The 22,622-nt window shown below is 72.4% G+C and carries 25 protein-coding genes; 12 read left to right on the forward strand and 13 right to left on the reverse strand.

Going from position 1 to position 22,622, the window contains the following annotated elements:
- Nucleotides 1-8 precede the first annotated feature (8 nt).
- Nucleotides 9-632 (forward strand): hypothetical protein, encoded by a 624-nt coding sequence (locus ACLQ28_RS07950; RefSeq protein WP_425685544.1) that lies wholly within the window; start codon nucleotides 9-11, stop codon nucleotides 630-632.
- Here ACLQ28_RS07950 and ACLQ28_RS07955 read toward each other — a convergent pair.
- Genes ACLQ28_RS07955 through ACLQ28_RS07970 form a run of 4 tightly spaced genes read right to left on the reverse strand, consistent with a single transcriptional unit; the run spans nucleotide 629 to nucleotide 4,857 of the window.
- The gene (locus ACLQ28_RS07955) at nucleotides 629-1,870 is read right to left on the reverse strand and encodes a DUF1501 domain-containing protein (protein ID WP_425685545.1); all 1,242 of its coding nucleotides are present in this window, start codon (nucleotides 1,868-1,870) and stop codon (nucleotides 629-631) included. The two genes, ACLQ28_RS07950 and ACLQ28_RS07955, sit on opposite strands and share 4 nt — an antisense overlap.
- 14 nt (nucleotides 1,871-1,884) lie before the next feature.
- A complete protein-coding gene (locus tag ACLQ28_RS07960) occupies nucleotides 1,885-3,183 on the reverse strand; it encodes a DUF1800 domain-containing protein (protein WP_425685546.1) in 1,299 nt (432 codons plus the stop codon).
- Between the two features lie 59 nt (nucleotides 3,184-3,242).
- A complete protein-coding gene (locus ACLQ28_RS07965) occupies nucleotides 3,243-4,034 on the reverse strand; it encodes an enoyl-CoA hydratase-related protein (RefSeq protein WP_425685547.1) in 792 nt (263 codons plus the stop codon).
- 4 nt (nucleotides 4,035-4,038) lie between these two features.
- A complete protein-coding gene (locus ACLQ28_RS07970; RefSeq protein ID WP_425685548.1) occupies nucleotides 4,039-4,857 on the reverse strand; it encodes a PaaX family transcriptional regulator C-terminal domain-containing protein in 819 nt (272 codons plus the stop codon).
- A 190-nt stretch (nucleotides 4,858-5,047) separates the two neighbouring features.
- Here ACLQ28_RS07970 and ACLQ28_RS07975 point away from each other — a divergent pair, with 190 nt between their 5' ends.
- Both ACLQ28_RS07975 and ACLQ28_RS07980 read left to right on the forward strand, forming a co-directional pair.
- The gene (locus ACLQ28_RS07975; protein WP_007455245.1) at nucleotides 5,048-5,215 is read left to right on the forward strand and encodes a DUF3117 domain-containing protein; all 168 of its coding nucleotides are present in this window, start codon (nucleotides 5,048-5,050) and stop codon (nucleotides 5,213-5,215) included.
- A gap of 147 nt (nucleotides 5,216-5,362) precedes the next feature.
- Complete coding sequence (locus ACLQ28_RS07980; RefSeq protein WP_425685549.1) at nucleotides 5,363-6,838, forward strand: leucyl aminopeptidase family protein; 1,476 nt, start codon at nucleotides 5,363-5,365, stop codon at nucleotides 6,836-6,838.
- 5 nt (nucleotides 6,839-6,843) lie between these two features.
- Here the strand turns inward: ACLQ28_RS07980 and ACLQ28_RS07985 are convergent, their stop codons facing one another.
- A complete protein-coding gene (locus tag ACLQ28_RS07985) occupies nucleotides 6,844-7,413 on the reverse strand; it encodes an O-methyltransferase (protein ID WP_091397298.1) in 570 nt (189 codons plus the stop codon).
- A gap of 299 nt (nucleotides 7,414-7,712) precedes the next feature.
- On the opposite strand from ACLQ28_RS07985, the gene ACLQ28_RS07990 reads away from it, so the two are divergent.
- Both ACLQ28_RS07990 and ACLQ28_RS07995 read left to right on the forward strand, forming a co-directional pair.
- Complete coding sequence (locus ACLQ28_RS07990) at nucleotides 7,713-9,104, forward strand: S1C family serine protease (protein ID WP_425685812.1); 1,392 nt, start codon at nucleotides 7,713-7,715, stop codon at nucleotides 9,102-9,104.
- Between the two features lie 76 nt (nucleotides 9,105-9,180).
- Entirely contained in the window at nucleotides 9,181-9,603 is a 423-nt protein-coding gene (locus ACLQ28_RS07995; protein ID WP_425685550.1) for a preprotein translocase subunit TatB, read from the forward strand.
- A gap of 63 nt (nucleotides 9,604-9,666) precedes the next feature.
- Here the strand turns inward: ACLQ28_RS07995 and ACLQ28_RS08000 are convergent, their stop codons facing one another.
- The 3 genes from ACLQ28_RS08000 to ACLQ28_RS08010 all read right to left on the reverse strand — a co-directional run bounded on the left by ACLQ28_RS08000 (nucleotide 9,667) and on the right by ACLQ28_RS08010 (nucleotide 12,832).
- On the reverse strand, nucleotides 9,667-10,815 hold the full coding sequence (locus tag ACLQ28_RS08000; RefSeq protein ID WP_425685551.1) for an Mrp/NBP35 family ATP-binding protein: 1,149 nt from the start codon (nucleotides 10,813-10,815) through the stop codon (nucleotides 9,667-9,669).
- Between the two features lie 87 nt (nucleotides 10,816-10,902).
- A complete protein-coding gene (locus ACLQ28_RS08005; RefSeq protein WP_425685552.1) occupies nucleotides 10,903-11,553 on the reverse strand; it encodes a DUF1003 domain-containing protein in 651 nt (216 codons plus the stop codon).
- Nucleotides 11,546-12,832: a magnesium transporter MgtE N-terminal domain-containing protein gene (locus tag ACLQ28_RS08010; protein ID WP_425685553.1), complete on the reverse strand. Its 1,287-nt coding sequence runs from the start codon at nucleotides 12,830-12,832 to the stop codon at nucleotides 11,546-11,548. The genes ACLQ28_RS08005 and ACLQ28_RS08010 overlap by 8 nt, the downstream gene beginning before the upstream one ends.
- A gap of 33 nt (nucleotides 12,833-12,865) precedes the next feature.
- Here ACLQ28_RS08010 and ACLQ28_RS08015 point away from each other — a divergent pair, with 33 nt between their 5' ends.
- Nucleotides 12,866-13,735, forward strand: coding sequence for a PhzF family phenazine biosynthesis protein (locus tag ACLQ28_RS08015; RefSeq protein WP_425685554.1), 870 nt, complete (start codon nucleotides 12,866-12,868; stop codon nucleotides 13,733-13,735).
- A 12-nt stretch (nucleotides 13,736-13,747) separates the two neighbouring features.
- Nucleotides 13,748-14,278 carry a hypothetical protein gene (locus ACLQ28_RS08020; RefSeq protein WP_425685555.1) on the forward strand — a complete coding sequence of 177 codons (531 nt, stop codon included), beginning with the start codon at nucleotides 13,748-13,750 and terminating at the stop codon, nucleotides 14,276-14,278.
- A gap of 8 nt (nucleotides 14,279-14,286) precedes the next feature.
- On the opposite strand, the gene ACLQ28_RS08025 is transcribed toward ACLQ28_RS08020, so the two are convergent.
- Nucleotides 14,287-15,006, reverse strand: coding sequence for an HAD family hydrolase (locus ACLQ28_RS08025; RefSeq protein WP_425685556.1), 720 nt, complete (start codon nucleotides 15,004-15,006; stop codon nucleotides 14,287-14,289).
- A gap of 106 nt (nucleotides 15,007-15,112) precedes the next feature.
- Here ACLQ28_RS08025 and ACLQ28_RS08030 point away from each other — a divergent pair, with 106 nt between their 5' ends.
- The 3 genes from ACLQ28_RS08030 to ACLQ28_RS08040 all read left to right on the forward strand — a co-directional run bounded on the left by ACLQ28_RS08030 (nucleotide 15,113) and on the right by ACLQ28_RS08040 (nucleotide 18,059).
- On the forward strand, nucleotides 15,113-16,069 hold the full coding sequence (locus tag ACLQ28_RS08030; protein WP_425685557.1) for a DMT family transporter: 957 nt from the start codon (nucleotides 15,113-15,115) through the stop codon (nucleotides 16,067-16,069).
- Nucleotides 16,070-16,161: 92 nt separating this feature from the next.
- A complete protein-coding gene (locus tag ACLQ28_RS08035) occupies nucleotides 16,162-16,686 on the forward strand; it encodes a SigE family RNA polymerase sigma factor (protein ID WP_425685558.1) in 525 nt (174 codons plus the stop codon).
- Nucleotides 16,683-18,059 (forward strand): hypothetical protein, encoded by a 1,377-nt coding sequence (locus tag ACLQ28_RS08040; RefSeq protein ID WP_425685559.1) that lies wholly within the window; start codon nucleotides 16,683-16,685, stop codon nucleotides 18,057-18,059. The genes ACLQ28_RS08035 and ACLQ28_RS08040 overlap by 4 nt, the downstream gene beginning before the upstream one ends.
- Here ACLQ28_RS08040 and ACLQ28_RS08045 read toward each other — a convergent pair.
- Both ACLQ28_RS08045 and ACLQ28_RS08050 read right to left on the reverse strand, forming a co-directional pair.
- Complete coding sequence (locus ACLQ28_RS08045) at nucleotides 18,056-18,331, reverse strand: hypothetical protein (protein WP_425685560.1); 276 nt, start codon at nucleotides 18,329-18,331, stop codon at nucleotides 18,056-18,058. The genes ACLQ28_RS08040 and ACLQ28_RS08045 overlap by 4 nt on opposite strands.
- 6 nt (nucleotides 18,332-18,337) lie before the next feature.
- A complete protein-coding gene (locus ACLQ28_RS08050) occupies nucleotides 18,338-19,162 on the reverse strand; it encodes an SDR family NAD(P)-dependent oxidoreductase (RefSeq protein WP_425685813.1) in 825 nt (274 codons plus the stop codon).
- Nucleotides 19,163-19,290: 128 nt separating this feature from the next.
- Between ACLQ28_RS08050 and ACLQ28_RS08055 the strand changes: the two genes are divergently transcribed.
- The gene (locus tag ACLQ28_RS08055) at nucleotides 19,291-20,247 is read left to right on the forward strand and encodes an HpcH/HpaI aldolase/citrate lyase family protein (RefSeq protein ID WP_425685561.1); all 957 of its coding nucleotides are present in this window, start codon (nucleotides 19,291-19,293) and stop codon (nucleotides 20,245-20,247) included.
- Nucleotides 20,248-20,433: 186 nt separating this feature from the next.
- On the opposite strand, the gene ACLQ28_RS08060 is transcribed toward ACLQ28_RS08055, so the two are convergent.
- Nucleotides 20,434-20,949, reverse strand: coding sequence for a DUF4190 domain-containing protein (locus ACLQ28_RS08060; RefSeq protein ID WP_425685562.1), 516 nt, complete (start codon nucleotides 20,947-20,949; stop codon nucleotides 20,434-20,436).
- A gap of 117 nt (nucleotides 20,950-21,066) precedes the next feature.
- On the opposite strand from ACLQ28_RS08060, the gene ACLQ28_RS08065 reads away from it, so the two are divergent.
- The gene (locus ACLQ28_RS08065; protein ID WP_425685563.1) at nucleotides 21,067-21,972 is read left to right on the forward strand and encodes an SDR family NAD(P)-dependent oxidoreductase; all 906 of its coding nucleotides are present in this window, start codon (nucleotides 21,067-21,069) and stop codon (nucleotides 21,970-21,972) included.
- A gap of 36 nt (nucleotides 21,973-22,008) precedes the next feature.
- On the opposite strand, the gene ACLQ28_RS08070 is transcribed toward ACLQ28_RS08065, so the two are convergent.
- Nucleotides 22,009-22,464, reverse strand: coding sequence for a DUF4190 domain-containing protein (locus ACLQ28_RS08070; RefSeq protein WP_425685564.1), 456 nt, complete (start codon nucleotides 22,462-22,464; stop codon nucleotides 22,009-22,011).
- Nucleotides 22,465-22,622 lie beyond the last annotated feature (158 nt).

A 22,622-nucleotide genomic window follows, 5' to 3' on the forward strand; every position in this document is an offset into this window, starting at 1 on the left:
TGGCAGGCATGACGACCGAGACCGCGTACCGTGCCGGTGGGTCCGGCCGTGCCGACGGCGTGGGCACCTGGGCCGTGCTGCTGCCAGCCGAGCGGTACGAGGCCGAGCGGCTCGTGCACCACGACACGTTGGAGCTGACCGGGCTGGTCGACATCGCCCGACCGGGGCTGGGTGACCAGGTGGCGATACTTGTCGACGCGCCGCCACGGCTTGTTGCGCTCGGCCGGGTCACCGCCCCAGGTCAGCGCCACCGCGAAGACCCGGACGACCCGCAGTCCCCCGTCGAGCCGGGGATGCTCGTCGTGGCGTACACCCGGCGGGCCTTCGATGAGCCGGTGCCGGCCGACCTGCTGACGCTCGACGGGCCGGTCACCGCGCTGGAGCCGGCGGCCTTCCGGGCGTTGGCCGACCAGCTCGGCCCGCCCCCGGCGCGGCGTACCTGGCTGGTCAGCCTCGACCTGCCGATCGAGGCCGGCACGTCGGCCGAGGCGGTCCGGCTGTTCTGGTCGTACGTGCAGGAGTTGGGCCCTCGTGAGCTGCCCGCCTTCGTCTCGCCGGCCGGCGACGAGTTGGCCATGCAGGCGTTCGTGTTGGGCGCAGAGGCCAACCAGGACCCGGAAGAGGACGACTAGAAGAGCTTGTCCAGCCGTCCCCGCCAGTCGGCGAGCACCGGGCCCGGGTCGGCGCCCAGCACCTGTTCCAGCAGCGTGGCGTAGACGTCCCGGAAGTCGGTCGTGTATTTCAGGTCGCCGTCGTCGAGGTCGGTGAGGCTCGGCGGTGCGCCGTGCCAACCGCCGCGTACGCCCGCACCGAGCAGCAGCACGTCGGATGCGGTGCCGTGGTCGGTGCCGTCCGAGGCGTTGGCCCGGACGCGTCGGCCGAACTCGGAGTAGACCGCCACCACCACCTTCCGGCCCGCCTCGGTACGGCTCATCCGGTCGGCGAACCCGGTCAACGCCCGGTCCAGCTGACCCAGCAGGACGGCCTGCAACTGCTTCTCGTCGGCGTGGGTGTCGAAGCCGCCGAGCGACACCGAGAAGGCGCGGGTGGACACTCCCGCCTCGACGCACTGCGCGACCAGGTCCAGCTGGGCGTCCAGCGGTGTGCGTGCCCCGCCGGTCGCGGTCGCGGGCGCCTGCTCGCCGTCCGGGTCCGCCGGGTCCGGGTCGTCGGAGTCGCGTACCTGGCGGATCATCTCGTCCACCGATCGCAGGTCGGCGAAGCAGGCGGCGGCCCGGCCCCGGGCCGTTGACTCACCCGCTTCGGCGGCGGCCAGCGCGGTCAGTGTCTGGGCGGGCAGCCCCTTGGCGGCCTTCCGGTCGGCCACCGGCACAGCGGCACCCGCGCTCTGCGCCCCGGCCAGCAGCGGCGGCAGTGCCGGCTCGAAGGAGACCGCCAGCCGGGGGTCGCCACCCGCCCCGTCCAGCCACCGACCCAGCCAGCCGGTGTTGCCCGGTCGGTCCGGCTGCGCGGTGTGCCAGATGTCCATCGACCGAAAGTGGCTGCGATCCGGCTTCGGGTAACCGACACCGCGGACGATCGCCAGCCCACCGGCGGACCAGCGCTGATGCAGGCCGGCCAGTGCCGGGTTGAGGCCGAAGCCGTCGTCCAGGCGCCGCACCTCCCCGTCCGGGTACGCCAGCTCGGGGCGGGCCGCCCGGTAGGCGGGGTCGCCGTACGGGATGACGGTGTTGAGCCCGTCATTGCCGCCGTAGAGGGTCACCAGCACCAGCGTGCGAGCCTGCGGATCGCGGTCCCCGGTGGTGTCCAGCAGGTCCCGCAGGCTGTACGCGCCGGCACCGGCGGCCAGCGCGCCCGCGCCGACCACCCCGCTGGTCAGCAGGAACCTGCGTCGGGTCTGGGTGTCCATGTCGACTCCTCCGCTCAGCTGACGGTGTATTCGGGGCTGACCAGGCCGGCGGCCAGCAGCTTGCGGGGCTCGCCGGCCAGAGGGGTGAGTGCGGCGCGGGTGCGCGCACTCCAGCCGTCGACCACCAGCAGTCGGGCCAGCGCGTCCGGCCGGCCGGCGGTGGGCGCGGCGGTCAGCCGGGCCAGCACCGCCGGTGCCGTGGCGGCGGCGAGCATTCCGGCAGTCCGCAGCCGGGCCTGCAACGACGAGGTGGTCAGCCAGGCGGCCCCGGCCGGCCAGCCGCCCACGCTGGGTGGTCGCAGCGGCACCTGGTCCAGCGCGTTCAGGCCGGCCATCAGTTGTTTGTGTTGCTGCTCGGGCAGGGCGGAGGGTCGGATGCCGAGCTGCCGCAGCGCGCCGACCAGCCATTCCACCGGCTGCTTGACCAGCGTGCCCCGGGTCTGCGCGAAGGCCGGCGACGAGAAGATCGCCCGCAGGGTCGCGATGGTGTCCGCGCCAGCCAGGCCCTGCGGTGCCGGGATGTCGGTGCCGGCGTAGCGGAACCAGAGCCGCCCGGCCACGAAGGTCGCCGCCGCGGGCTGGGCGGCCAGCAGCCCGGCGTACGCCTCGGCGTCGAACCGGCCGCTGTGCCCGAGGATTGTCTTCTCGCCGGGGTCGTGCCGGCGGGTCTCGAAGCGGGCGGCGCCGGTTCGCCGGTCGACGACCCAGCCGGTCAGGGCCCGCGCGCCGGCCTTCACGTCGGCCTCGGTGTAGTTGCCGATGCCGAGGGTGAACAACTCCATCAGCTCGCGGGCCAGGTTCTCGTTCGGCGCCTTGCGGGTGTTCTTCTGCCCGTCCAGCCAGATGATCAGGGCGGGGTCACGCACCATCGCGGCGACCAGCGGGCTCAGCGGCCCACGTCCGTGGCGGCGCAGGGTCTCCAGTTGGCCCTGCATCATCCGTGCCGACTTGACCTTCTGTGCGCTGGTCGCCCAGTGTCCGTGCCAGAAGAAGAGCAACTTCTCGGTCAGCCCGTCCTCGGCGGCCACCATCCGGTCCAGCCACCAGCCGGTGACCTGCTGGACCTGCTTGCGCCGTTCCGCGTTGGCCTGCTGCCGCTGCTCACGGGTGGACTCGCCGGTCAGTTGGGCGTACGGGTCCGCGGCCAGCGCCGGCGACGGTGTGGCCGCCGCGCCGCGGTCGGCTCGGGCCGGGGTGAGCAGGCTGTCCAGGGTGGCCGCCGGCCCGGCCCGCTCGGCGGCGTCCACCTCGTCTGCGGTCGGCCCGAAGGTGGCCCGGCGCAGCAGGTGTGCCACCGCTTCACGATCGCTCATACGCGCCGACGCTAGGCGGCCCGTGTTCGAGGACGGTAAGGGCGGCGTGTGAATTGCGTTCAGCGTCCCTCGAAGACCGGTTTCTGCTTGCCGACGAAGGCGAGCGTGGCCGCCCGGTGGTCAGCGGTGGCGCCGCAGATCGACTGGGCCTGCGCCTCGGCCGCGAGGGCGTCGGCGAGGGTGCCGGCGTCGGCGATGGAGAGTTGCCGCTTGATTGCCCCGTACGCGACGGTCGGGCCGGCGGCGAGGCGGGCGGCCAACTCCTGGGCGGCCGGCAACACCTGCTCGTCGTCGTCCACCAATCGGTTGAGCAGGCCCAACCGGCAGGCCTCCTCGGCGCGGACCGGCTCGGCCAGCATCAGCAGCTCCACCGCCTTGGCGTGGCCGACCAGCCGGGGCAGCGTCCAGGAGGCACCGGTGTCGGCGGCGAGGCCGACCTTGGCGAAGGCCATCAGGAAACTGGTGCTGGGGCCGCCGATGCGGATGTCAGCGAGGAACGTCAGCGACGCGCCCGCCCCAGCGGCCATCCCACGGACCGCGGCGATCACCGGCTTGGGCAGGTTGGCGAGCCGGGCGGCGATCGGGTTGTAGTGGGCCCGCACGGTGCCCAGGGGGTCACTGGCGGAGTTTTCCAGGGTGGACACGTGCTCGCGCAGGTCCTGACCGGCGCTGAACGACCCGCCGGCCCCGGCCAGCACGACGGCGCGGCAGGACCGGTCGGTCTCCAACTCCGCCAGGGCGTCCCGCAGCGCCTCCTTGAGCGGCACGTCGAGCGCGTTCATCGCGTTCGCCCGGTTCAGCGTGAGGGTGACGACGGCGTCGGTCCGGTCGACCAGCAGCGGCTCGGTCACGTGTCTAACGACCCTTCTGTCGGGCGATGCGGTTGCCGGCGTCGAGGCACTGTTCGACGTACCGGTCGGCGGCCGGACGCAGGCGGGCCGCGTGCCGGTCGAAGAAGCTGGCCGCAGCCGTGCCGGGCCAGCGTTCGGGCAGCAGTGCCGGGGGCAACTGCGGGTCCCGGAAGAGGAACGTACGCCACGCGTGCACGAGCCGGAACCGGGTCGCGTACGCCTCCTCGTCGCTGCTGCGCACGGTGACGGCGGCGAGCAGTGGGCGCTGGTCGGCGACGAAGCGTTCGTAGGCTTGGCCGATCTCGGTGAGGTTCCAGGCCCGGCGGACCACACCCATCGCCCCGGGTGTGCCCGAGAAGTGTGCGGCGGTGAACCGCTCGAACTGGATGCCGGCCTCGGCGAGTAGCAGGTCGACGTCCTCGGCGGGGCGGGTTGCCACCCAGGTCTGCTCGTCGAGCGTGCCGTAGCCGAGGAAGCTCAGGTTGGCGGCGAGCCGCTGCCGGTCCCGTCGGGAGCCCGGAGCATCCAACACCAGCAGATCGAACCGGCCATCCCAGGTGACCCGGCCGGTCCGGTAGATCCGGGCCGCTGCCTCGTCGAGTCGCCGGGCGGCTTTCGGCGTGATCGAATATCCCGGTCCGGAGGCCAACCGGAGTGGCTCGAGCCAGCCCTGACGCACCATCCGGGACACGGCGGTGCGAACGGCTGGCGGTGCGATTCCCAGCGGCGCCAGCAGCTTGACCAGGGCGGCAACGGGTGCGCGGCCACCCTTCGGACGGAGGTGGTCGCCGTACAGGTCGAAGAGTGCCGACCGTGCCTGCATGACCGCACATTGTGACAGGCCTTCTCAAGATAAGCTAGATGCTGTTACATCAATGCTGCTCCGGTTTGGGTCCGGCGGTGTTCATCAGGGAAAATCGTTGGTCGACACCCCCGCGACCGTTGCGGGTGGTCGTGACGAAGTGGCTGTGGGGCAACCCACCGACCCTGGTGTAGGTCTGAGGGGAGACAACATGGCGGCGATGAAGCCGCGGACGGGCGACGGTCCGCTGGAAGTCACCAAGGAGGGGCGGGGCATCGTCATGCGGGTCCCGCTGGAGGGCGGTGGCCGGCTCGTCGTCGAGATGACTCCCGACGAGGCCAACGCGCTCGGTGACGCGTTGAAGGCTGCGGCCGGCTGAGTAAGGAGTGCTCCGGGCGGCTCACACCGCCCGGGACGTTCTTCCGACCCTGAGCCACCGGTATCGCCGGTGGCTCAGGGTCTTCATCGGCGCGGGCAGGCGGGTTGGGTTCCGCTCCGCGACACTTTCCTGGAGGTACGGTTCCGCGTGCTCGCCATCCGTCTGATCGCCGAGCCCGACCGGCTCGACGTCCTCGTCCTGCCTGTCCGTCCCGCCGATCAGGCAGCGGGAGGTTGCACCTCGGCCGAGCCCATCTCGACCGCCGTGGCTCCCCCGGACGGCACTGCCGACGAGGCCACCGCGCTGGTGCCGGCGGCCCGACTGAACGGCCGAGCCGGCGAGATCCACACCCAGCTGCGCCCCGGAGGCACCCCCGGCCGGCTCCTGCTGCTCGGCATCGGCGACGGCGGCGAGGCGGCCTGGAGGACGGCAGGCGCGGCCCTGGCCCGCTCCGCCGCGAGTGAGACGCATATCACCATCGCGCTGCCGGCCGAGGTGACTCCGGCCGCGGTGCGCGGGCTGGCCGAAGGGCTGCTGCTCGCCCCGTACCGGTTCCGGATGACTGCCGCCGGCGACCCGCCGGCACTCAACGGCGTCGATCTTCTGCTCTCCGACCCGGCCGCGTTCGAGGCCACCGTCGCCACCGCCCGGACCACCGCGGCGATGACCAATCTCGCCCGCGACCTGACCAACACCCCCTCCTCGGTGAAGACCCCGCAGTGGTTCGCCGACCAGGTGGAGTCCGCCGCGGCCGATCTGCCGGACCTGCGACTGCGGGTCCGTGGCCCGGCCGAGCTGGCCGCCGAGGGCTTCGGCGGGATCCTCGCCGTCGGCGGTGGCTCGCCCAGCGGCCCCCGGCTCGTCGAGCTGGACTGGCACCCCGCCAATGCGCGTACGCACGTGGTGCTGATCGGCAAGGGCATCACCTTCGACACCGGCGGCATCTCGATCAAGCCGGTGCCGGCGATGAAGCTGATGCGCAAGGACATGGCCGGCGCGGCTGCGGTCGTCGCCGCCACCCTCGGTGCCGCCGCGCTGCGGCTGCCGGTCCGGGTCACCACGCTGGCCCCGCTCGCCGAGAACATGGTCAGCGGCTCGGCGTTCCGCCCCGGCGACGTCGTCCGGCACTACGGCGGAACGACAAGCGAGACGACCAACTCCGACGCTGAGGGCCGGTTGGTCCTCGCCGACGCGCTGGCGTACGCGGTGCAGCAGCTCAAACCAGACCTGCTGCTCGACCTGGCCACCCTCACCGGTGCCAACGCCGTGGCGCTGGGCAAGCGCACCGCCGCCCTGTACAGCGAGAACGACCAACTGGCCGCTGACGTGCTCGCCGCGGCCGAGGCGGCCGGCGAGTCGGCGTGGCGGATGCCGCTGCACAGTGACTACGTCGAGTACCTGGGCAGCGAGATCGCCGACCTCTACAGCGCACCGGCGCAGGGTGCCGGCTCGGTGTTGGCCGCGCTCTACCTTCGCGAGTTCACCGGCGACCTACGGGACCGTTGGCTGCACCTGGACATGTCGGCCCCGTCCTGGGCGGACGGCGACCACGCCGAGGTCAGCCGCGGCGCCACCGGTTGGGGCGTTCGGTGGTTGCTGCGCTGGCTGGCCAGCGTCGACTGACTGGATCAGCACTTCACCGCGGCGAGCAGCCCGTGCCCGACCGGCAGCAGCGCGGGGATCCAGTGCTCCGACTCCCGGACCGCCTTGATCGTCTCGCGGACCGTCACCGTCTCCGCGTCCCGGGCGGCCGGGTCACCGATCCGGCCGCTCGCCAGCACGCCGTTGAGCGCCAGCACGCCACCCGGGCGCAACAGCCGCAGCGCCGCTTCCACGCAGGCATGGAAGCCGGTCGCTTCCGCGTCCACGAAGACCAGGTCGTACGCGCCGTCGGCGAGCCGGGGCAGCACGTCGAGCGCACGACCGGTGATGATTCGCGTGCGGCCGGCCGCGAAGCCCGCCTCGGCGAAGATCCGCCGGGCGATCCGCTGGTGCTCCACCTCCACGTCGATGGTGGTGAGCACACCGTCGACGCGCATGCCGCGCAGCAACCAGACCCCGCTCACACCGGTGCCGGTGCCGATCTCCACCACCGCGCGGGCGTTGCCGGCGGCGGCCAGCAGCCGCAACGCGGCTCCCGCACCAGGGGTGACCGCGTCGAGGCCCACCTCCCGGGCCAGGCTGCGGGCGGTGCGCAGAACGAGATCCTCGGTGACGTACGACTCGGCGAACTGCTGAGCCTGGGCCGTCGAACTGTCGGAACCGGCGACCGTGGCGATGGGGCACCTCCGGGGGCGGTGCGTGGTGCGGGGGCGGGTTGGCACTGTGAGCGTAGAGGCGACCGCTGTGGGGCGCAGCCGCGCCTCCGCCTGACGCGATCACCGGGGCAACCGCTGACTCCACCGCGTGCATCCGTGCAATCCTGGAGGCGGTATCCCGTCAGCCGCGACCAGACCGGTCCGTGGCCGGGCGACGCGGCGCGGGATCCGGGGACGGACTGGGAGGCACCGACGTGACCGACGGCTGGGAGTGGCGCCGGGGCGGTGAGACTCCGGCGCGACCGCCCGGGGCAGAGGCCCCGCCGGGACCGCCGTCCACACCGGGGGCTGGCAACACGCCAGTTGTGCCGCCCGTCGGGCCGTCGCCGAGCTGGCCGGCCGTGACCGCGGGCGGGCCGGGCGCGGCTGGCGCTTCGCCGTGGTGGTCGGACGCGCTCGCCGATCCGTGGCGGGATCCGGCGGCGCCGACCGCGGTGGTGGTGCCCGGGGTGGTGGCGGTCGGCACCGAGCCCGAGCCGGTCACCGATCCGGATGCGCCGGGCCGCTCGACGCTGCGCCACCTGTTGCTCATCCCCGTGATCACCGCGCTGCTGGCCGGCACCCTCGGTGGCGCGCTGGGTTACGCGTTCGCGGTGCGCGGCGGGGCCGGTGGGGTGGTGCTCGGCGGTGCACCGGCGGAGGCTCCAGCGCTGGCCCAGCGCAAACCGGAGTCGCTGGCCGGTGTCGCCGAACGTGTCCTGCCCAGCGTGGTCACCGTCCGGGTGAGCAGCCTCGGCGGGACCAGCGAGGGCTCCGGCTTCATCGCCACCGCCGACGGCCATGTGATCACCAACGACCACGTGGTGGCCGGCGGCACTGGCAACGCCTCGGTGGTCTTCAACGACGGCACTACCGCGTCGGCGACCATCGTCGGGCGGGACCCGGAGTCGGACATCGCGGTGATCAAAGTGAGTCGTTCCGGGCTGCGAGCGGTGGAGTTCGGCGACTCCGACGCGCTGGCGGTCGGTGACCCGGTGCTCGCCATCGGCTCGCCGCTGTCGCTGGCCAACACGGTCACCGCAGGCATCGTCAGTGCCCTGGACCGGACGATGCAGGCCGGCGAGCCGGGTGGCCCGATGCGCTACTACGCGGCCATCCAGACCGACGCCGCAGTCAACCACGGCAACTCGGGCGGCCCGTTGGTCGACGGCGCCGGTCGGGTGGTCGGGGTGAACTCCACAATCAAGTCGCTGGTCGCCGAGGGGCAGGAAGCGGGCAATATCGGGCTCGCCTTCGCCATCCCGATCAACCAGGCCAAGCGGGTTGCCCAGGACATCATCGGCACCGGCAAGGCCCGGCGTACGGTGATCGGCGCCCGGGCGGACAGCCATACCGGGGCTGCCGGGGATGGTCTGCGGCTGGCGGAGGTGGAGCCGTCCGGCCCGGCGGACAGCGCCGGGTTGAAGGCCGGCGACGTGATCCTCAAGATCAATGGGCGGCCGATGACCGAGCCGACGGACCTGACCGCGTTGGTCCGCAAGTTCGCGCCGGGTTCGGTAGTGACCGTCGAGTTTCGGCGAGGTGCCGACCGGCAGAACACTTCGGTGACGCTCGCTGCGGACGCGAAGTGAACAGCGGCTCACCCCTTGCCCGAACGCGGTCCGGCGTGCGTAGTCTTGCTGCTGACGCCGAGAGGAGGCCAGCGGGATGTTCGACAACCTGAACTGGTGGGAGATCGGGGCGCTGCTGCTCCTGGCGCTGTTGATCTTCGGTGACCGGCTGCCCGCAGTCATCAACGACGGCCTGCGGTTGGTGCGCAACCTGCGCAACATGGCCCGCAACGCCACCGGCGACCTGAGTCGTGAGCTGGGCACCGACATCCAGCTGGAGGATCTGCACCCGAAGGCGTTCATCCGCAAGCACCTCCTCAGCGAGGAGGACGAGGCGGCGATCCGCAAACCGTTGCAGGGCGTCTACGACAACCTGCGCGCGGACGTCAGCGGCGTGCACGAGGACCTGAAGGACGTGGCGAGTGCTGCGGACCTTCGGTCGAACGGGACCAGGCCCGGCGCGGCCACCAGCAGTACGTCGGCGCCAGCCCCCCGCGCCAGCTACGACGACGCAACCTGACCGACCCGTAAGGTGATCAGCCCGCCGGCCGAGCGGCCAGCGGGCTGATGGTGTTTCAGACGGTCAGCGCCCGGCGGGCTTGAGGCCGAGCGGCTTGCCGAGCAGCGACTCACGGCGCAGCGCGAGCCGGTCGGCGATCGTGCCGAGCGCCTGCGCGGCCGGGGACGCCGGCTCGGCCAGCACGATCGGGTTGCCGGCGTCGCCAGCCTCGCGGACCCGGGTGTCCAGCGGGATCTGCCCGAGCAGCGGCACCTGAGCGCCGATGGTCCGGCTCAGCGACTCGGCGACAGCGGCACCGCCCCCGGCACCGAAGATCTCCATCCGGGAGCCGTCTGGCAGCTCCAACCAGGACATGTTCTCGATGACGCCAACCACCCGCTGGTGGGTCTGCAGGGCGATCGCACCGGCCCGCTCCGCCACCTCGGCGGCGGCGGCCTGCGGGGTGGTGACCACCAGGATCTCCGAGTTGGGCAGCAGTTGGGCCAGCGAGATGGCCACGTCACCCGTGCCCGGGGGCAGGTCGAGCAGGAGAACGTCCAGGTCGCCCCAGTAGACGTCGGCCAGGAACTGCTGCAACGCCCGGTGCAGCATGGGGCCGCGCCACACCACGGCGGCGTTGCCGGAGGTGAACATGCCGATGGAGATCACCTTCACGCCGTGCGACTGCGGCGGCATGATCATGTCCTCGACGCGGGTGGGCCGGGCCTCCGTGCCGAGCATCCGGGGCACCGAGTGGCCGTAGATGTCCGCGTCGACGACGCCGACGGAGAGCCCGCGGGCGGCGAGAGCCGCCGCCAGGTTGACCGTCACGCTGGACTTGCCGACGCCACCCTTGCCGCTGGCCACCGCGTACACCCGGGTGCGCGAGCCGGGCTGGGCGAACGGGATGACCGGTTCCTCGCTGGCACCCCCGCCGCGCAGCTGCGACTGCAACGACTGCCGCTGCTCGGGGCTCATCACACCAAAGTCGATCTCCACACCGGTGACGCCGGGCACCGCGGCGACCGCGGCGGTGATGTCGTTACGCAGCTTGTCCTTGAGCGGGCAGCCGGCGACGGTGAGCAGCAGCTCGACCCGGACGACGCCGCTGACAGCGATCGTGGCGGAGCGGACCATGCCCAGCTCGGTGATTGGCCGGCGGATCTCCGGGTCGTTGACGGTGGCCAGGGCGGCCTGGATCGCGTCCTCGACGGTGCTCACGGGTGCTGACATGCCCGCAATGCTACGTCGCGGGGCATCCGCTGCCGCTGTTGCCCGGGGTGGTGTGAGCCAATCGATGACCCTGTCTCGACCCGCTGGTCAGCTGTCCGCCTGGCGCGGCCCGGTGCCGCCCGGTCGGGCGTCCCGGTCGAAGTCGCCGTCCAGGTCGTCGCGTGGTTCGTCCAGGCCGACACCGTCGGTCGGCCGCTGGCTGCGCTTCTCCTGCCGGCTGTCCTTCTCCTGCTGGCGGCGCTCCAGCCGCTGCCGGCGCTGCCCCACCTCGTCGAGCTCCTCGGCCAGCCGGGCCAGCTCGGAGCGGAGGAAGTCGCGGGTGGCCACCTCACCCATCGCGATCCGCAGTGCCGCGATCTCCCGTGCCAGATACTCGGTGTCCGCCTTCTGGGCGGTGGCCCGTCGCCGGTCCTCCTCCAGGGCCACCCGGTCCCGGTCGGCCTGCCGGTTCTGTGCCAGCAGGATCAGCGGCGCCGCGTAGCTGGCCTGCAACGACAGCACCAGGGTCAGGAACGTGAAGGTGTACGGGTCGAAGCGCAGGTCCGCCGGGGCCAACGTGTTCCAGACGAACCAGATCGTGATCACCACCGTCATGACGACGATGAAGTTTGCGGTCCCCATGCCCCGGGCGATGCCCTCCGACCAGCGGCCGAACGCCTCCGCGTCGAACCGGGGAAGTTTGATGCCGCGGGGCTCCCGGGGCTGGTCGAGCCGTTCCGCCCGCCGCTGCTCAGCCATCTGCGCCATCCAACGCCGCCTCGGTGACGCCCGGGGCGGCCAGAGCGTCGCGATCCCGCCAGTCCCGGGGTAGCGAGTGGTCCAGCACGTCGTCCACCGTTACGGCGCCGACCAGCCGGTTGTTGCGGTCGATCACCGGCATGGCGACCAAGTCGTAGGTGGCCATCCGGCGGGTGATCTCCGGCAGCGGGGTGGTCGGCCGCAGCGGGTCGATGTCGTTGACCACCACCTTGCCCAGCAGAGCGGCCGGCGGTTCGCGCAGCAACGACTGGAAGTGCACCATGCCCAGGTAGCGGCCGGTCGGGGTGTTCTGCGGTGCCCGGGTCACGAAGACCTGCGCGGCGACGGCGGGGGAGAGCTGCGGCTCCCGGATCCGGGCCAGCGCCTCGGCGACGGTGGCGTCCGGCGGCAGGATGACCGGCTCCGAGGTCATCACACTGCCCGCCGTGCCGGGCGTGTACTTGAGGAGCTGCCGCACCGGGTCTGCCTCGTCCGGCTCCATCAGGTCCAGCAGCACGTCCTGCTCCGGTGGGGGCAGCTCGTTGAGCAGGTCCGCGGCGTCGTCCGGGTCCATCTCCTCCAGTACGTCCGCGGCCCGCTCCCGGTCCAGCGCAGCGAGAATCTCCACCTGGTCGTGCTCCGGCAGCTCGCTGAGCACATCGGCCAGCCGCTCGTCGTCCAGCGCGGCCGCGACCTCGTTGCGCCGCGCGTCGGGCAGGTCCTGCAGCGCGTTGGCCAGGTCGGCCGGGCGCATGTCCTCCAGGACGGCGAGCAGGTTCGCCGTACCCCGGTTGTCGGCGATGCCGCTGAGCCCGCGCACCCGGTCCCAATCGACCTGGTGCAGGTGGCCGCGGCGGCTGAGCCGCCCGGTCTGCTCGCGTACGGCGACACGGGTCAGCGACCACTCACCGCCCCGGGTGCACTCCATCGCGACGTCCACGACCGCCCCGGGCTGGCCGCCCGGGTCGAGTTGCACCCGCCGGTCCAGCAGCTCCTGGAGCACCAGCAGCTCGTTCGGCCGCTTCTCGAAGCGGCGCAGGTTGAGGGTGCCGGAGCCGAGCACGACGGCGTCCGCATCGATGGAGGTGATCCGGTTGATGGACAGGAAGATCCGCCGACGCATCGGCATCTCGGCGACCAGGCCCACCACCTCCGGCGGTCGTTTGGTCGCCCGTAGCCGCGCCACGGCGTCACGAACCCGGCCCACCTGATCGCCGTTCGGGTCGAAGACGGCGACTCCGGCGAGACGGGCGATGTAGACCCGGGTCGGCGTGCTCACGAGCACCAGCCTAAGCGCCTAGTCTTTATCAACATGTCGACCTTGGCCTACGAGATCGTGGACGTCTTCACCGACCGACCCTTCGCCGGCAACCCGCTGGCCGTGGTGTTCGGCGCTGAGGCGCTGGCCACTGAGCAGATGCAGGCACTCGCGCTGGAGTTCAACCTCTCCGAGACGGTGTTCGTGCTGCCACCGACCCAGGTCGGTGCCACCTACCGGGCCAGAATCTTCACCCCGGTCGAGGAGTTGCCGTTCGCCGGGCACCCGAGTGTCGGCGCGGCGGTCACCGCGAGCCGGCGGGGCATGTTCGGTGTGGGGCAGGTCACCCAGGAGTGCGAAGCCGGGGTGCTGCCGATCGAGGTGACCGCGAACGCGGCGACGCTGACCGGTGGCACCCCGACCCTGGGGCCGGAGCTGGACCCGGAGCCGTTGCTGGAGATCGCCGGGCTGACCGCGGACGACTACGTCGGGCCTGCCCCACGCGTCGCCGGCTGCGGGTTGGAGTTCCCGTACCTGCCGGTGCGGGCGGAGTCGTTGGCCCGCGCCCAGGTGAACCCGGCTGCGGCGCAGCGGTACGGGGTGTCGCACGTCAGCGTCTTCTCCTGGGACGCTGCCGCGCAAACCGCGCACGCCCGGGTCTTCGTGCCGGGGATGGGCGTCCCGGAGGACCCGGCGACCGGCTCGGCGGCGCTCGGCCTCGGTGTCTGGTTGGTGGCGACCGGTCTGCTGCCGGGCGTTGGGCTGTCCCGTTACTCGGTTCGCCAGGGTGTGGAAATGAACCGCCCGTCCGCGCTGGCCTGCACGGTCACGGCGGCGGACGGCGTGGCGGTCGGCGCAACGGTCGCCGGTCAGGTGATGCCGGTGGCCCGAGGTGAGATCGCCGTCCCGCCGTTCGTGGGCTGAGCGGAGACGCCGATGCGGGAGGATGCGGGTGTGACGGACGAGAAAGCCCGCGGGGGCACGCCGCTTGTCGACGAGGCGATGAAGAAGGCTGCCGTGGCCTGGGTGAGCGTTTCCGGTGGGCCGGCGCTCGCGCTCTGGTGCGCCCCGCTCGAGGGCGCGCTGCTGGTGGTCACCGGGCCGGGCGAGCAGGCCGCGCCGGGCCTGGCCGACGCGACCGAGGCGCAGGTCACCCTGCGCGGCGACCACGGAGGTCGGATCGTCACCTGGTCGGCCCGGGTGAGCCGGGTGCAGCCGGGCACCGAGGCGTGGGACACCACCGCGCCGCTGGTCGCGGCGAAGCGCCTCAACGCGCCCGGCCCGGCCGCCGACCTGGTGGCCCGCTGGGCCGCGGACGGCTGTTCGGTGAACCGTCTCACCCCGGCCGGTACGCCGCTCGCCGGCGCGGACCTGCCGGCCGACGCGCAGGCCGAGCCACCCCGTGCCACTCCGGCGGTCCGGGCCACCCGCAAGCCGTTCCGCCTGCACCGGGTGCGCCGCCGCTGATTGAGTCGTCAGCCCGCCCGACCGCCGACGCCCACCACCTCGGCGTAGGTGTCGACGAGGGCCAGCACCTCGCCCAGTGTGCCGAGCGTGGGGCCGCGCCAATCCAGGTCGGCGTTGAAGACCATGTGTGTGGCCAGGTCCGGTGCGGCGAGCCGCACGGCGGTCATCCCCGCCCGCTCGGCGCCGGTCAACTCCTGGCTGCCCCCGTCACCGACGTACAGGCAGTCCCTCGGTGCGAGCCCGAGCCGCTGGCAGGCGGTCAGGTAGAGCGCCGGATCTGGCTTGCATCGGCCGACCTGCACCGAGAAGACCCGCACGTCGAGCAGTGGGGCGATCGCGAGTTGTGGCAGGAAGGCCGGCAGCTCATGCGTACAGTCGCTGATCACGCCGGTCCGCAGGCCGCGCTGGCGCAGGGCCGCCAGCACCGGCACGGCGTCGGCCCGCAGCCAGGTGTCCGCGCGGACCGCCCGGTGCCGGGACGCCACCGCCGCCCGCACCGCATAATCGCTGGGGTGTACGCCGGCCTGGGCGCACACCCAGCGAAGGGTCGCCTCCGCGTTGCCGAGCCTCCCGGTGGCCCGCTCGTAGTAGGTGCGGTCCAGCACGTCGGTCAACGTTTCGGTGGGGCACCCGAGCAGCTCAGCGGTGCCGACGTGCGCGGCACCACGCTGCACCGAACGGGTCAGGGTGCCGAAGAAGTCGAACAGCACCGCCTGGTAGCTGGGCATGGCGAAGCGCCTCCGGGCGGTCGAGGGTCGCTGGCGCGAACCCGCGTGATCGTAACGGAGCGCTGACTGTCCGTCTTGTCCGTCATACGTGTGAGGATTACGTCCCGTGCCCCCACCTTCACACCGCCCCTCGGAGGACCTGCTGACCACCGGGGCAGTCGGCCTGGCCGTGGTCGCCGTGTCGTCGTCCGCGCCGCTGATCGCGTACGCCGCCGCTCCCGCGCTGGCCATCGCGTTCTGGCGCAACCTGCTCGCGGTGGCCGTGCTGAGCCCCTTCTCGCTGGCCCGGCGTCGTGCCGAGTTCCGCCGGCTGACCGTGGGTGCGGGCCGGCGCGAAGGGCTGTTCTGCGTCCTTTCCGGGGTCGCGCTGGCCGGGCACTTCGCCACCTGGGTGCCGAGCGCCCAGCTCACCTCGGTCGCCACGTCGACCGCCCTGGTCGCCACCCAGCCGGTCTGGCAGGGGCTGATCGCCCGAGCCCAGGGGCGCCGACTACCGATGGTCGTGTGGATCGGCATCGCGGTAGCGGTCGGCGGCGCGGCGATCGCCACCGGAACGGACGTGGGCGTCTCCGGCACGGCTGTCCTCGGTGACGTGCTGGCGCTGACCGGCGGCATGTTCGCCGCCGTCTACACCGCCCTCGGTGAGCGGGCCCGCGCCAGCATCAGCACCACCACCTACACCACCATCTGCTACGGGATCTGCGCGCTGATCCTGCTGGTGGTCTGCCTGGTTGGCGGCGTACGGCTGACCGGGTTCGACGGGCGGACCTGGCTGGCCATCCTGGCCCTGGTGGCCGGCGCCCAACTGCTGGGGCACTCGATGTTCAACTACGCCCTGCAGAAGATCTCGGCGACCACGGTGAGCGTGCTGATCCTGCTGGAGGCGCCCGGCGCGGCCCTGCTCGGCTGGGCCTGGCTGGGTCAACTGCCCCGCCCGTACGCGCTGCTCGGGATGGCGCTGCTGCTGGTCGGGGTGGCGGTGGTGGTGCTCGGTGGTAGCCGGGCCGCTCGTCGGGCCGCACCCGTCGCGCTGCCGGCCGACCCGACTCCGCTGAACGACTGATCGCAGGCCGTGGCCCGACGCGAGGAATGTGGACGTTGGTTCCCTCCGCGGCGGGTCCGCCCGGCGTCTGTTCGGGTGAGGAGGGCGATCCGTTGACGACTGAGGACCGCACCCGGGACGGCTTCGCCGACTTCGTCCGGGCCGAAACCGCCGGGCTGACCCGGTTCGCATACCTGCTGACCGGCGATCGGCACCACGCCGAGGACCTGGTCCAGGTGGCGCTGGCGAGGGTCGCGGTGCACTGGGAGCGGGTGGACGACCCACCCGCCTACCTGCGTCGGGTGCTCTGCAACCAGGCGGCCAGTTGGTGGCGGTGGCGGCGGGCCCGCCCACCGGAGCGGCTCGGCGGCGTGCTGCCGGAGCGGGCCGGTTCCGGTGACGACCACGACCTGCGGCTCGCGCTCTCAGCGGCGTTGGCCCGGCTGACCGTGCGCCAGCGCGCTGTCCTCGTCCTGCGCTACTACGAGGACCGCACCGAGACCGAGACGGCGGCGCTGCTCGGCTGCCGGGTCGGCACCGTGAAGAGCCAGACCCGGCACGCTCTCGGCCGGCTGCGCGTCCTCGCGCCCGAGTTGGCCGAACTCGTTGGCCGCAGCCCGCAGGAGGTGACCCGATGACCGCCCGGCTCTCCGAGGCGCTGCGCCGTCTCGTCGACGATGTGCCACCGGCACACGTACCGGAAGGGCTCTTCGACGCGGCGCGGACCCGGCACCGCCGTCGCCGGGCCGCCGTCGCCGGCGCGCTCGCCGTCCTGGTCCTGCTCCTCGGCACCGGGTACGCGCTGCACCCGGTGGCTCTGCCGATGCCCGCCGGCCCGCGGCACGAGACCCCGGGCCTGCCCACCAGGCTCGTCGACCCGCCGCTGCGGACCGCCTCGGTCGGCTACTCGGCACCTGGCGTGGCGGCGATGCTCTTCGGTGGTCCCGCCGTGCGCACCAACTGGTTCGAGACCCGGATGGGTGTGGTGGCCGCCGACGACGACCGCTACCGCGTACTGGACGGCGATCCGGCCGTCGCGGGATTCGAGGCGATGCTCTCCCCGGACGGCCGGTACGTCTGGGTGGGCGATTCCCTCCTCGACCTGAAGTCCGGGAAGACCACCGTGGATCGCCCGGACGGCTACCCGCTCGCCTTCGCGCCGAACGGGAAACGGTTGGTCTACGCCGACGACGACACCACGTTCACCTCCCCGAACACCTACTCCACCCCGTACGTGGGGGTCTACGACCGGGATCGCGGAACGGACGTGCTGCGGGTGCGGGTCGGCACCACCTGGGTCCCGCCGGGGCGCACGGCAGCGCTGTCGTCGGATGGCAGCGATCTCGCCCTCCAGGTCCGCGACGAGGTCTGGCTGACCCGGGTGGGTGACGCGGGCGCGGATCGGGTCGCCGAGCCGTACCGGAAGCTGCCGCTGGCCGGCGGGCGGCTCGCCGGGGCCGGGTCGTGGCTGCCGGACGGGCGGTCGGTTGCCGTCCTGGACCGGTCCACCTGCACCGACTGCCCGGTGCCGTCCTACCAGCGCACCTGGACGTTGGCGCTTCGGTCCACTGTCGACGGCACACCACTGGCCGGCGCGGCGTTCCCGCCGTTGCGCTCCCGCTCGTTCGTGCATCTGCTCGGCTGGCGCTCGCCCGACGAAGCGGTCGCGTTGGTCGGTGTGCCGGGTCCGGCGGCGGTGGACCTCCCGGAGGACCACGACATCGCTTGGGGGCCGTATCACGAGGTCGGCACGGAGGCGGTGGAACTGGTGGCGCTACGTCGGGGGGCGACCACGCCGGAGGTGCTCTTCCGGACGCCGGAGGGCATCACCGACCTGTCGGTCGCCGCCGACCTCGCGATCAGCGGGGCGGTACGCGAGTCCGGCAGCCCCCACTACGGGCCACCACCGTTCTGGGCGCTCGCGGTGGGGTTCGTGCTGGCGGTCCTGGTCGCCCTGCCCCTGCTGTCGCTGCTGCGCCGCTGGCGTGCTCGACGTCCCCGCCGGCCCTAGACCTCGTGGACCTCGATGACCCGGGTGGTCGGTGCGGATTCGCCGAGCGCGGTACGCAGGGCCGTCCGCTCGGGGTCGACGAGGAACGACTCGTACCCGGCCCGGGTGTCGAACCGGATCACGTGAACCTCGGTCTGCCCGTCGGTGCCGCGCAGCCGCTGTTCCAGATGGCCGCCGTGCCGCCCCAGCAGGGCCAGCACCGTGTCCTCATAGCGTTGCCCGGCCGCCTCGGCTCCGACGGCAAACTCGACGATCGCGGCGAAAGTCAACATGCGGCGCTACTCCCCAATACCGACGGCCTTGGCGCTGGCCGCCCAGAGCCGGGCCGCGAGCTGCGGATCGGCGGCCTTGCGGTACGGCCGACGCAGCCGACGATCGGCGTAGTAGCCCCCGTCGACCAGCCGAGAACGATCCTGATTGGTCAGCCACAGCAGGGTCTCGGCACCCTTCTCAGGGCTGCGGAACGGCATGATCCGCATGCCGAACGCCACGACCTTGCTGTCGTTCCCGAATCGGGTGCGCACCACTCCCGGGTGGAAGCAGTACGCGGGAATGCCCGGCCAGCGCCGAGCCGCCTCGGCGGTGAACAGGACGTTCGCCTGCTTGCTGGTGCCGTACGCGCCCATCGGTCGGTAGCCGCGCAGCGGAGCGTTCAGGTCGTCCGGGTCGAGTGCGCCGAAGCGGTGTGCGCCGGAGGCCGTCACCACGATCCGGCCCACCCGGTCGGCGAGCAGATTGGTCAGCAGAAACGGGGCCAGGTGGTTGGCCTGGATCGACATCTCGAAGCCGTCGACGGTGGTGAGCGGTTGCAGCGCGATGGCCCCGGCGTTGTTGGCGAGCACGTCGATCCGGTCGTACGCGTCGCGCAGCCGCTCGGCGAGCCGGCGTACGTCGTCGAGGACCGCGAAGTCGGCGCGGAACAGCTCCGGACGCTCGCCCGAGTTTTCCCGTACCCGAACGGCTGCGGCCTGTAGGCGTGCCGGGTCCCGCCCGACCAGCACCACCTGGTCACCCCGGCAGGCCAGGTGCACGGCGGCGGCCAACCCGATGCCGGAGCTGGCCCCGGTCACCACCACCAGTCGACGCTCAGTGAGATCTTCCACAGGTCCGTTCACCCCGGTCATGGCGCGAGGTTACCGTGGCGTCACAACGCCCTTTGGGATCGTTAAGGTCTCGGATCTGTCGTCAGGTGGCGTCGGCATGCCCGCCGGACGCTGGAAGGAGCGCACCCATGGCCGCAGTCGGTCGCCCCCGCAGGTCCTGCCTCGCCGTGCCGGGTTCCAGCGTCAAGATGCTCGCCAAGGCGCAGGGGCTTCCGGCCGACCAGGTCTTCCTCGACCTGGAGGACGCGGTCGCCCCGCTGGCCAAGCCGGACGCGCGCAAGAACATCGTGGCCGCGCTCAACGAGGGTGACTGGGCCGGCAAGACCCGGGTCGTCCGGGTCAACGACCTGACCACCCCGTGGACCTACCGGGACGTCATCGAGGTCGTCGAGGGCGCTGGCGCGAACCTGGACTGCATCATGCTGCCGAAGGTGCAGACCGCCACCCAGGTGCACTGGCTGGACCTGACCCTCACCCAGATCGAGAAGACGCTCGGCCTGGAGGTTGGCCGGATCGGCATCGAGGCGCAGATCGAGAACGCCGCCGGTCTGGTCAACGTGGACGCGATCGCCGCCGCCTCGCCGCGCGTGGAGACCATCATCTTCGGCCCGGCCGACTTCATGGCGTCGATCAACATGAAGTCGTTGGTCGTCGGCGCGTTGATCCCGGACTATCCGGGCGACCCGTACCACTACATCCTGATGCGGATCCTGATGGCCGCCCGGATGCACGACAAACAGGCCATCGACGGCCCTTTCCTGCAGATCCGCGACGTCGACGCGTTCCGCGAGGTGGCCAAGCGTTCGGCGGCCCTGGGCTTCGACGGCAAGTGGGTGCTGCACCCGGGTCAGATCGACGCCGCCAACGAGGTCTACCAGCCGGCGCAGGGCGACTACGACCACGCCGAGCTGATCCTCGACGCGTACGAGCACTACACCTCGGAGGCCGGTGGCCGGCTCGGTGCCGTGATGCTCGGCGACGAGATGATCGACGAGGCTTCCCGCAAGATGGCGCTCGTGATCGCCGCCAAGGGCCGGGCTGCCGGGATGAGCCGTACCTCGACGTTCACCCCACCGGCCGAGTGACCGGTCGGGGGGGGGGGGGGGGGGGGCCGCGGCCGCGCCCCCCCCCCCCCCCCCCCCCCCCCCACCGGCCCGGGGGGCGGGTTCTCCCCTTACAACCCGGTCCCCCCCCCCGGCCGAGATCCGGCGGGGGCGGGGCCTCCGTAGCCCCCCCCCCCGACAACCGGCGGCACGTCGACCGCCCGCCGGTCAGTAGTCGCTGTTGTCACCCGTCGCGATTGCGTAGATGATCGCGGCAACGTAGAAGGCGATCAGCAGCGCGAGCAGCCCGGTGAGGATCCAGCCGATGATGATGGCGGCCTTCGCCATCCCCGCACCGCCCTCGCCACTGAGCCGGATCTGCTTCTGCGCCACATGCCCGAGGATCGCGCCGACCGGCGCGGTGATGCAGGACGCGATGCCGACCAACGCCAGCACCAGCGCCGCGATCGCCATCCCGTTGGTCTTCTGCGCCGGCGGGTAGCCATAGCCAGGGAACTGCTGCGGGTAGCCGGGCTGGGCGTAACCGGATGCCGGGTAACCGGGCATCGGCTGGCCGGCTGGCTGCGCCCCGGCGTACGGGTCGACCGGCGCGTAGGGGTCGGCGGGGCCGGGTTGGGCGGGCACCGGCTGACCGGCCACGAGGGTCGGGTCCGGTGCGGGGCTCGACGGCTGGGCCGACCATGTTGGATCGGTCCAGTTGCCGGGTGGCGGGGGATTGGTCATGCGGACTCTCCGTCAGGTCGGGGTGCGGTGTCAGGGTAGCCAGCGCCGCCCAAACCCGACGCCCCCACTACCGGGTGCCGCGTTGCTCGGGCCGGTCGTAACGGGCAGGATCCTGGCATGGCATTCGACGCGCGCGCTGCGGACCGTTCCGGCAGCCGACCCAGACGGGACGTCAGCCGCCCGGGCGGGGCCCGACGTGCCCGGGCGGCCACGCCGACGGGCAGCCCTGGGCCCGATGAGCCGGTCGCGCTGACCGACCCGGTGACCATGCGGCTCGACGGGCGGGTCGCCCTGGTGACGGGGGCGGGCAGCCCGGACGGCATCGGGTACGCCGCCGCCCGACGACTCGCCGACCTGGGCGCTCGGGTGGCCATCGTCTCCACCACCAGGCGCATCCACGAACGGGCCGGCGAGCTGGGGGTGACCGGCTTCGTCGCAGACCTCACCGACGAGTCCGAGGTCGGCGCGCTTGCCGACGCGGTCGCCGAGCAGTTGGGCGACGTCGAGGTGCTGGTCAACAACGCCGGCCTGGCCAGTCGGGCCAGCCAGGGGGTGCTGCGGCCGGTCGCGCAGCTGACCTACGAAGAGTGGCGCGGCGAGATCGACCGCAACCTGTCCACCGCCTTCCTGTGCAGTCGGGCGTTCATCGGTGGGATGGCCGAGCGGGGCTGGGGTCGGATCGTCAACCTGGCGGCCACGGCCGGCCCGGTCAACGCCCTGCCCACCGAGGCCGCGTACGCCGCGGCGAAGGCCGGGGTCGTCGGGCTGACCCGGGCGCTGGCCATGGAGATGATCGCCGATGGCGTGACCGTCAACGCGGTGGCACCCGGCACCATCTACACCGCCGCGTCCACGATGGCCGAGATCAAGCAGGGGCTGGGCACCCCGGTGGGTCGCCCGGGCACTCCGGACGAGGTCGCCGCCGCGATCAGCTTCCTCTGCTCGCCGGCCGCCTCGTACATCACCGGTCAGATGCTGGTGGTTGATGGCGGCAACAGCGTCCGTGAGGCCCGGTTCCGCTGACCTGATGGTCCAGGTCGCACCATCTCGCGCCGCTGGTCAGTAGCCCCCGCTGTCGCCGTTGTTGTTGAGGGCGACGAGGGCCAGCCAGCCGCAGCAGGCCAGCACGGTGAGCCCGGTGAAGACGTAGCCGAGGATCAGCCCCCAGGTGGCGAGTTGGTCGCCGTCCTCGCCGCTGGTGCGGATCTGCCGCTTGGCCACGTGGCCGAGGACGGCGCCGGCCGGCGGAAACACGAAGGCGAACACCAGCGACAGGATCGCCAGCACGTTGGTGCCCCGACCTGGGCTGGGCGGCGGTGGGCCGTACTGGCCGTAGGGGCCTTGCGGTGGGTACGGCGGCTGCTGGCTCCAGTGCGCCGACTGCTGCGGCCCCTGCTGCCCGTACGGCGAGGGTTCGCCCGTCGGTGGCGCGTACGGCGACTCGTACCTGGGCGGCTCGAAGGGTGACGGTGGCTGCTCGTCTGACGGCGGTCCCGACGGCGGTGGGTAGCTCACAGCTGTCCTCCTCCTGCCGGTGCCGGAAAAGTCCCTCTTGCCGGACGCTACCCGCAGCGGTGAACCTTTTCACAGCGGTTGTGTGGACTGGTCACCTTGGCCTCGTCGGCCCCGGAGACCGATACTGACCCAGCGTTCAGTTACCCACGAGTAGTGCG

The sequence above is a fragment of the Micromonospora sp. DT201 genome (assembly GCF_049841575.1).
Taxonomy (GTDB): Bacteria; Actinomycetota; Actinomycetes; order Mycobacteriales; family Micromonosporaceae; genus Micromonospora.

Coding starts and splice junctions, on each gene's coding strand:
- ACLQ28_RS07950 (WP_425685544.1), top strand. CDS start 9: ATGACGACCGAGACCGCGTACCGTGCCGGTGGGTCCGGCCGTGCCGAC.
- ACLQ28_RS07955 (WP_425685545.1), bottom strand. CDS start 1,870: ATGGACACCCAGACCCGACGCAGGTTCCTGCTGACCAGCGGGGTGGTC.
- ACLQ28_RS07960 (WP_425685546.1), bottom strand. CDS start 3,183: ATGAGCGATCGTGAAGCGGTGGCACACCTGCTGCGCCGGGCCACCTTC.
- ACLQ28_RS07970 (WP_425685548.1), bottom strand. CDS start 4,857: ATGCAGGCACGGTCGGCACTCTTCGACCTGTACGGCGACCACCTCCGT.
- ACLQ28_RS07975 (WP_007455245.1), top strand. CDS start 5,048: ATGGCGGCGATGAAGCCGCGGACGGGCGACGGTCCGCTGGAAGTCACC.
- ACLQ28_RS07995 (WP_425685550.1), top strand. CDS start 9,181: ATGTTCGACAACCTGAACTGGTGGGAGATCGGGGCGCTGCTGCTCCTG.
- ACLQ28_RS08000 (WP_425685551.1), bottom strand. CDS start 10,815: ATGTCAGCACCCGTGAGCACCGTCGAGGACGCGATCCAGGCCGCCCTG.
- ACLQ28_RS08005 (WP_425685552.1), bottom strand. CDS start 11,553: ATGGCTGAGCAGCGGCGGGCGGAACGGCTCGACCAGCCCCGGGAGCCC.
- ACLQ28_RS08015 (WP_425685554.1), top strand. CDS start 12,866: ATGTCGACCTTGGCCTACGAGATCGTGGACGTCTTCACCGACCGACCC.
- ACLQ28_RS08020 (WP_425685555.1), top strand. CDS start 13,748: ATGCGGGAGGATGCGGGTGTGACGGACGAGAAAGCCCGCGGGGGCACG.
- ACLQ28_RS08025 (WP_425685556.1), bottom strand. CDS start 15,006: ATGCCCAGCTACCAGGCGGTGCTGTTCGACTTCTTCGGCACCCTGACC.
- ACLQ28_RS08040 (WP_425685559.1), top strand. CDS start 16,683: ATGACCGCCCGGCTCTCCGAGGCGCTGCGCCGTCTCGTCGACGATGTG.
- ACLQ28_RS08045 (WP_425685560.1), bottom strand. CDS start 18,331: ATGTTGACTTTCGCCGCGATCGTCGAGTTTGCCGTCGGAGCCGAGGCG.
- ACLQ28_RS08055 (WP_425685561.1), top strand. CDS start 19,291: ATGGCCGCAGTCGGTCGCCCCCGCAGGTCCTGCCTCGCCGTGCCGGGT.
- ACLQ28_RS08060 (WP_425685562.1), bottom strand. CDS start 20,949: ATGACCAATCCCCCGCCACCCGGCAACTGGACCGATCCAACATGGTCG.
- ACLQ28_RS08065 (WP_425685563.1), top strand. CDS start 21,067: ATGGCATTCGACGCGCGCGCTGCGGACCGTTCCGGCAGCCGACCCAGA.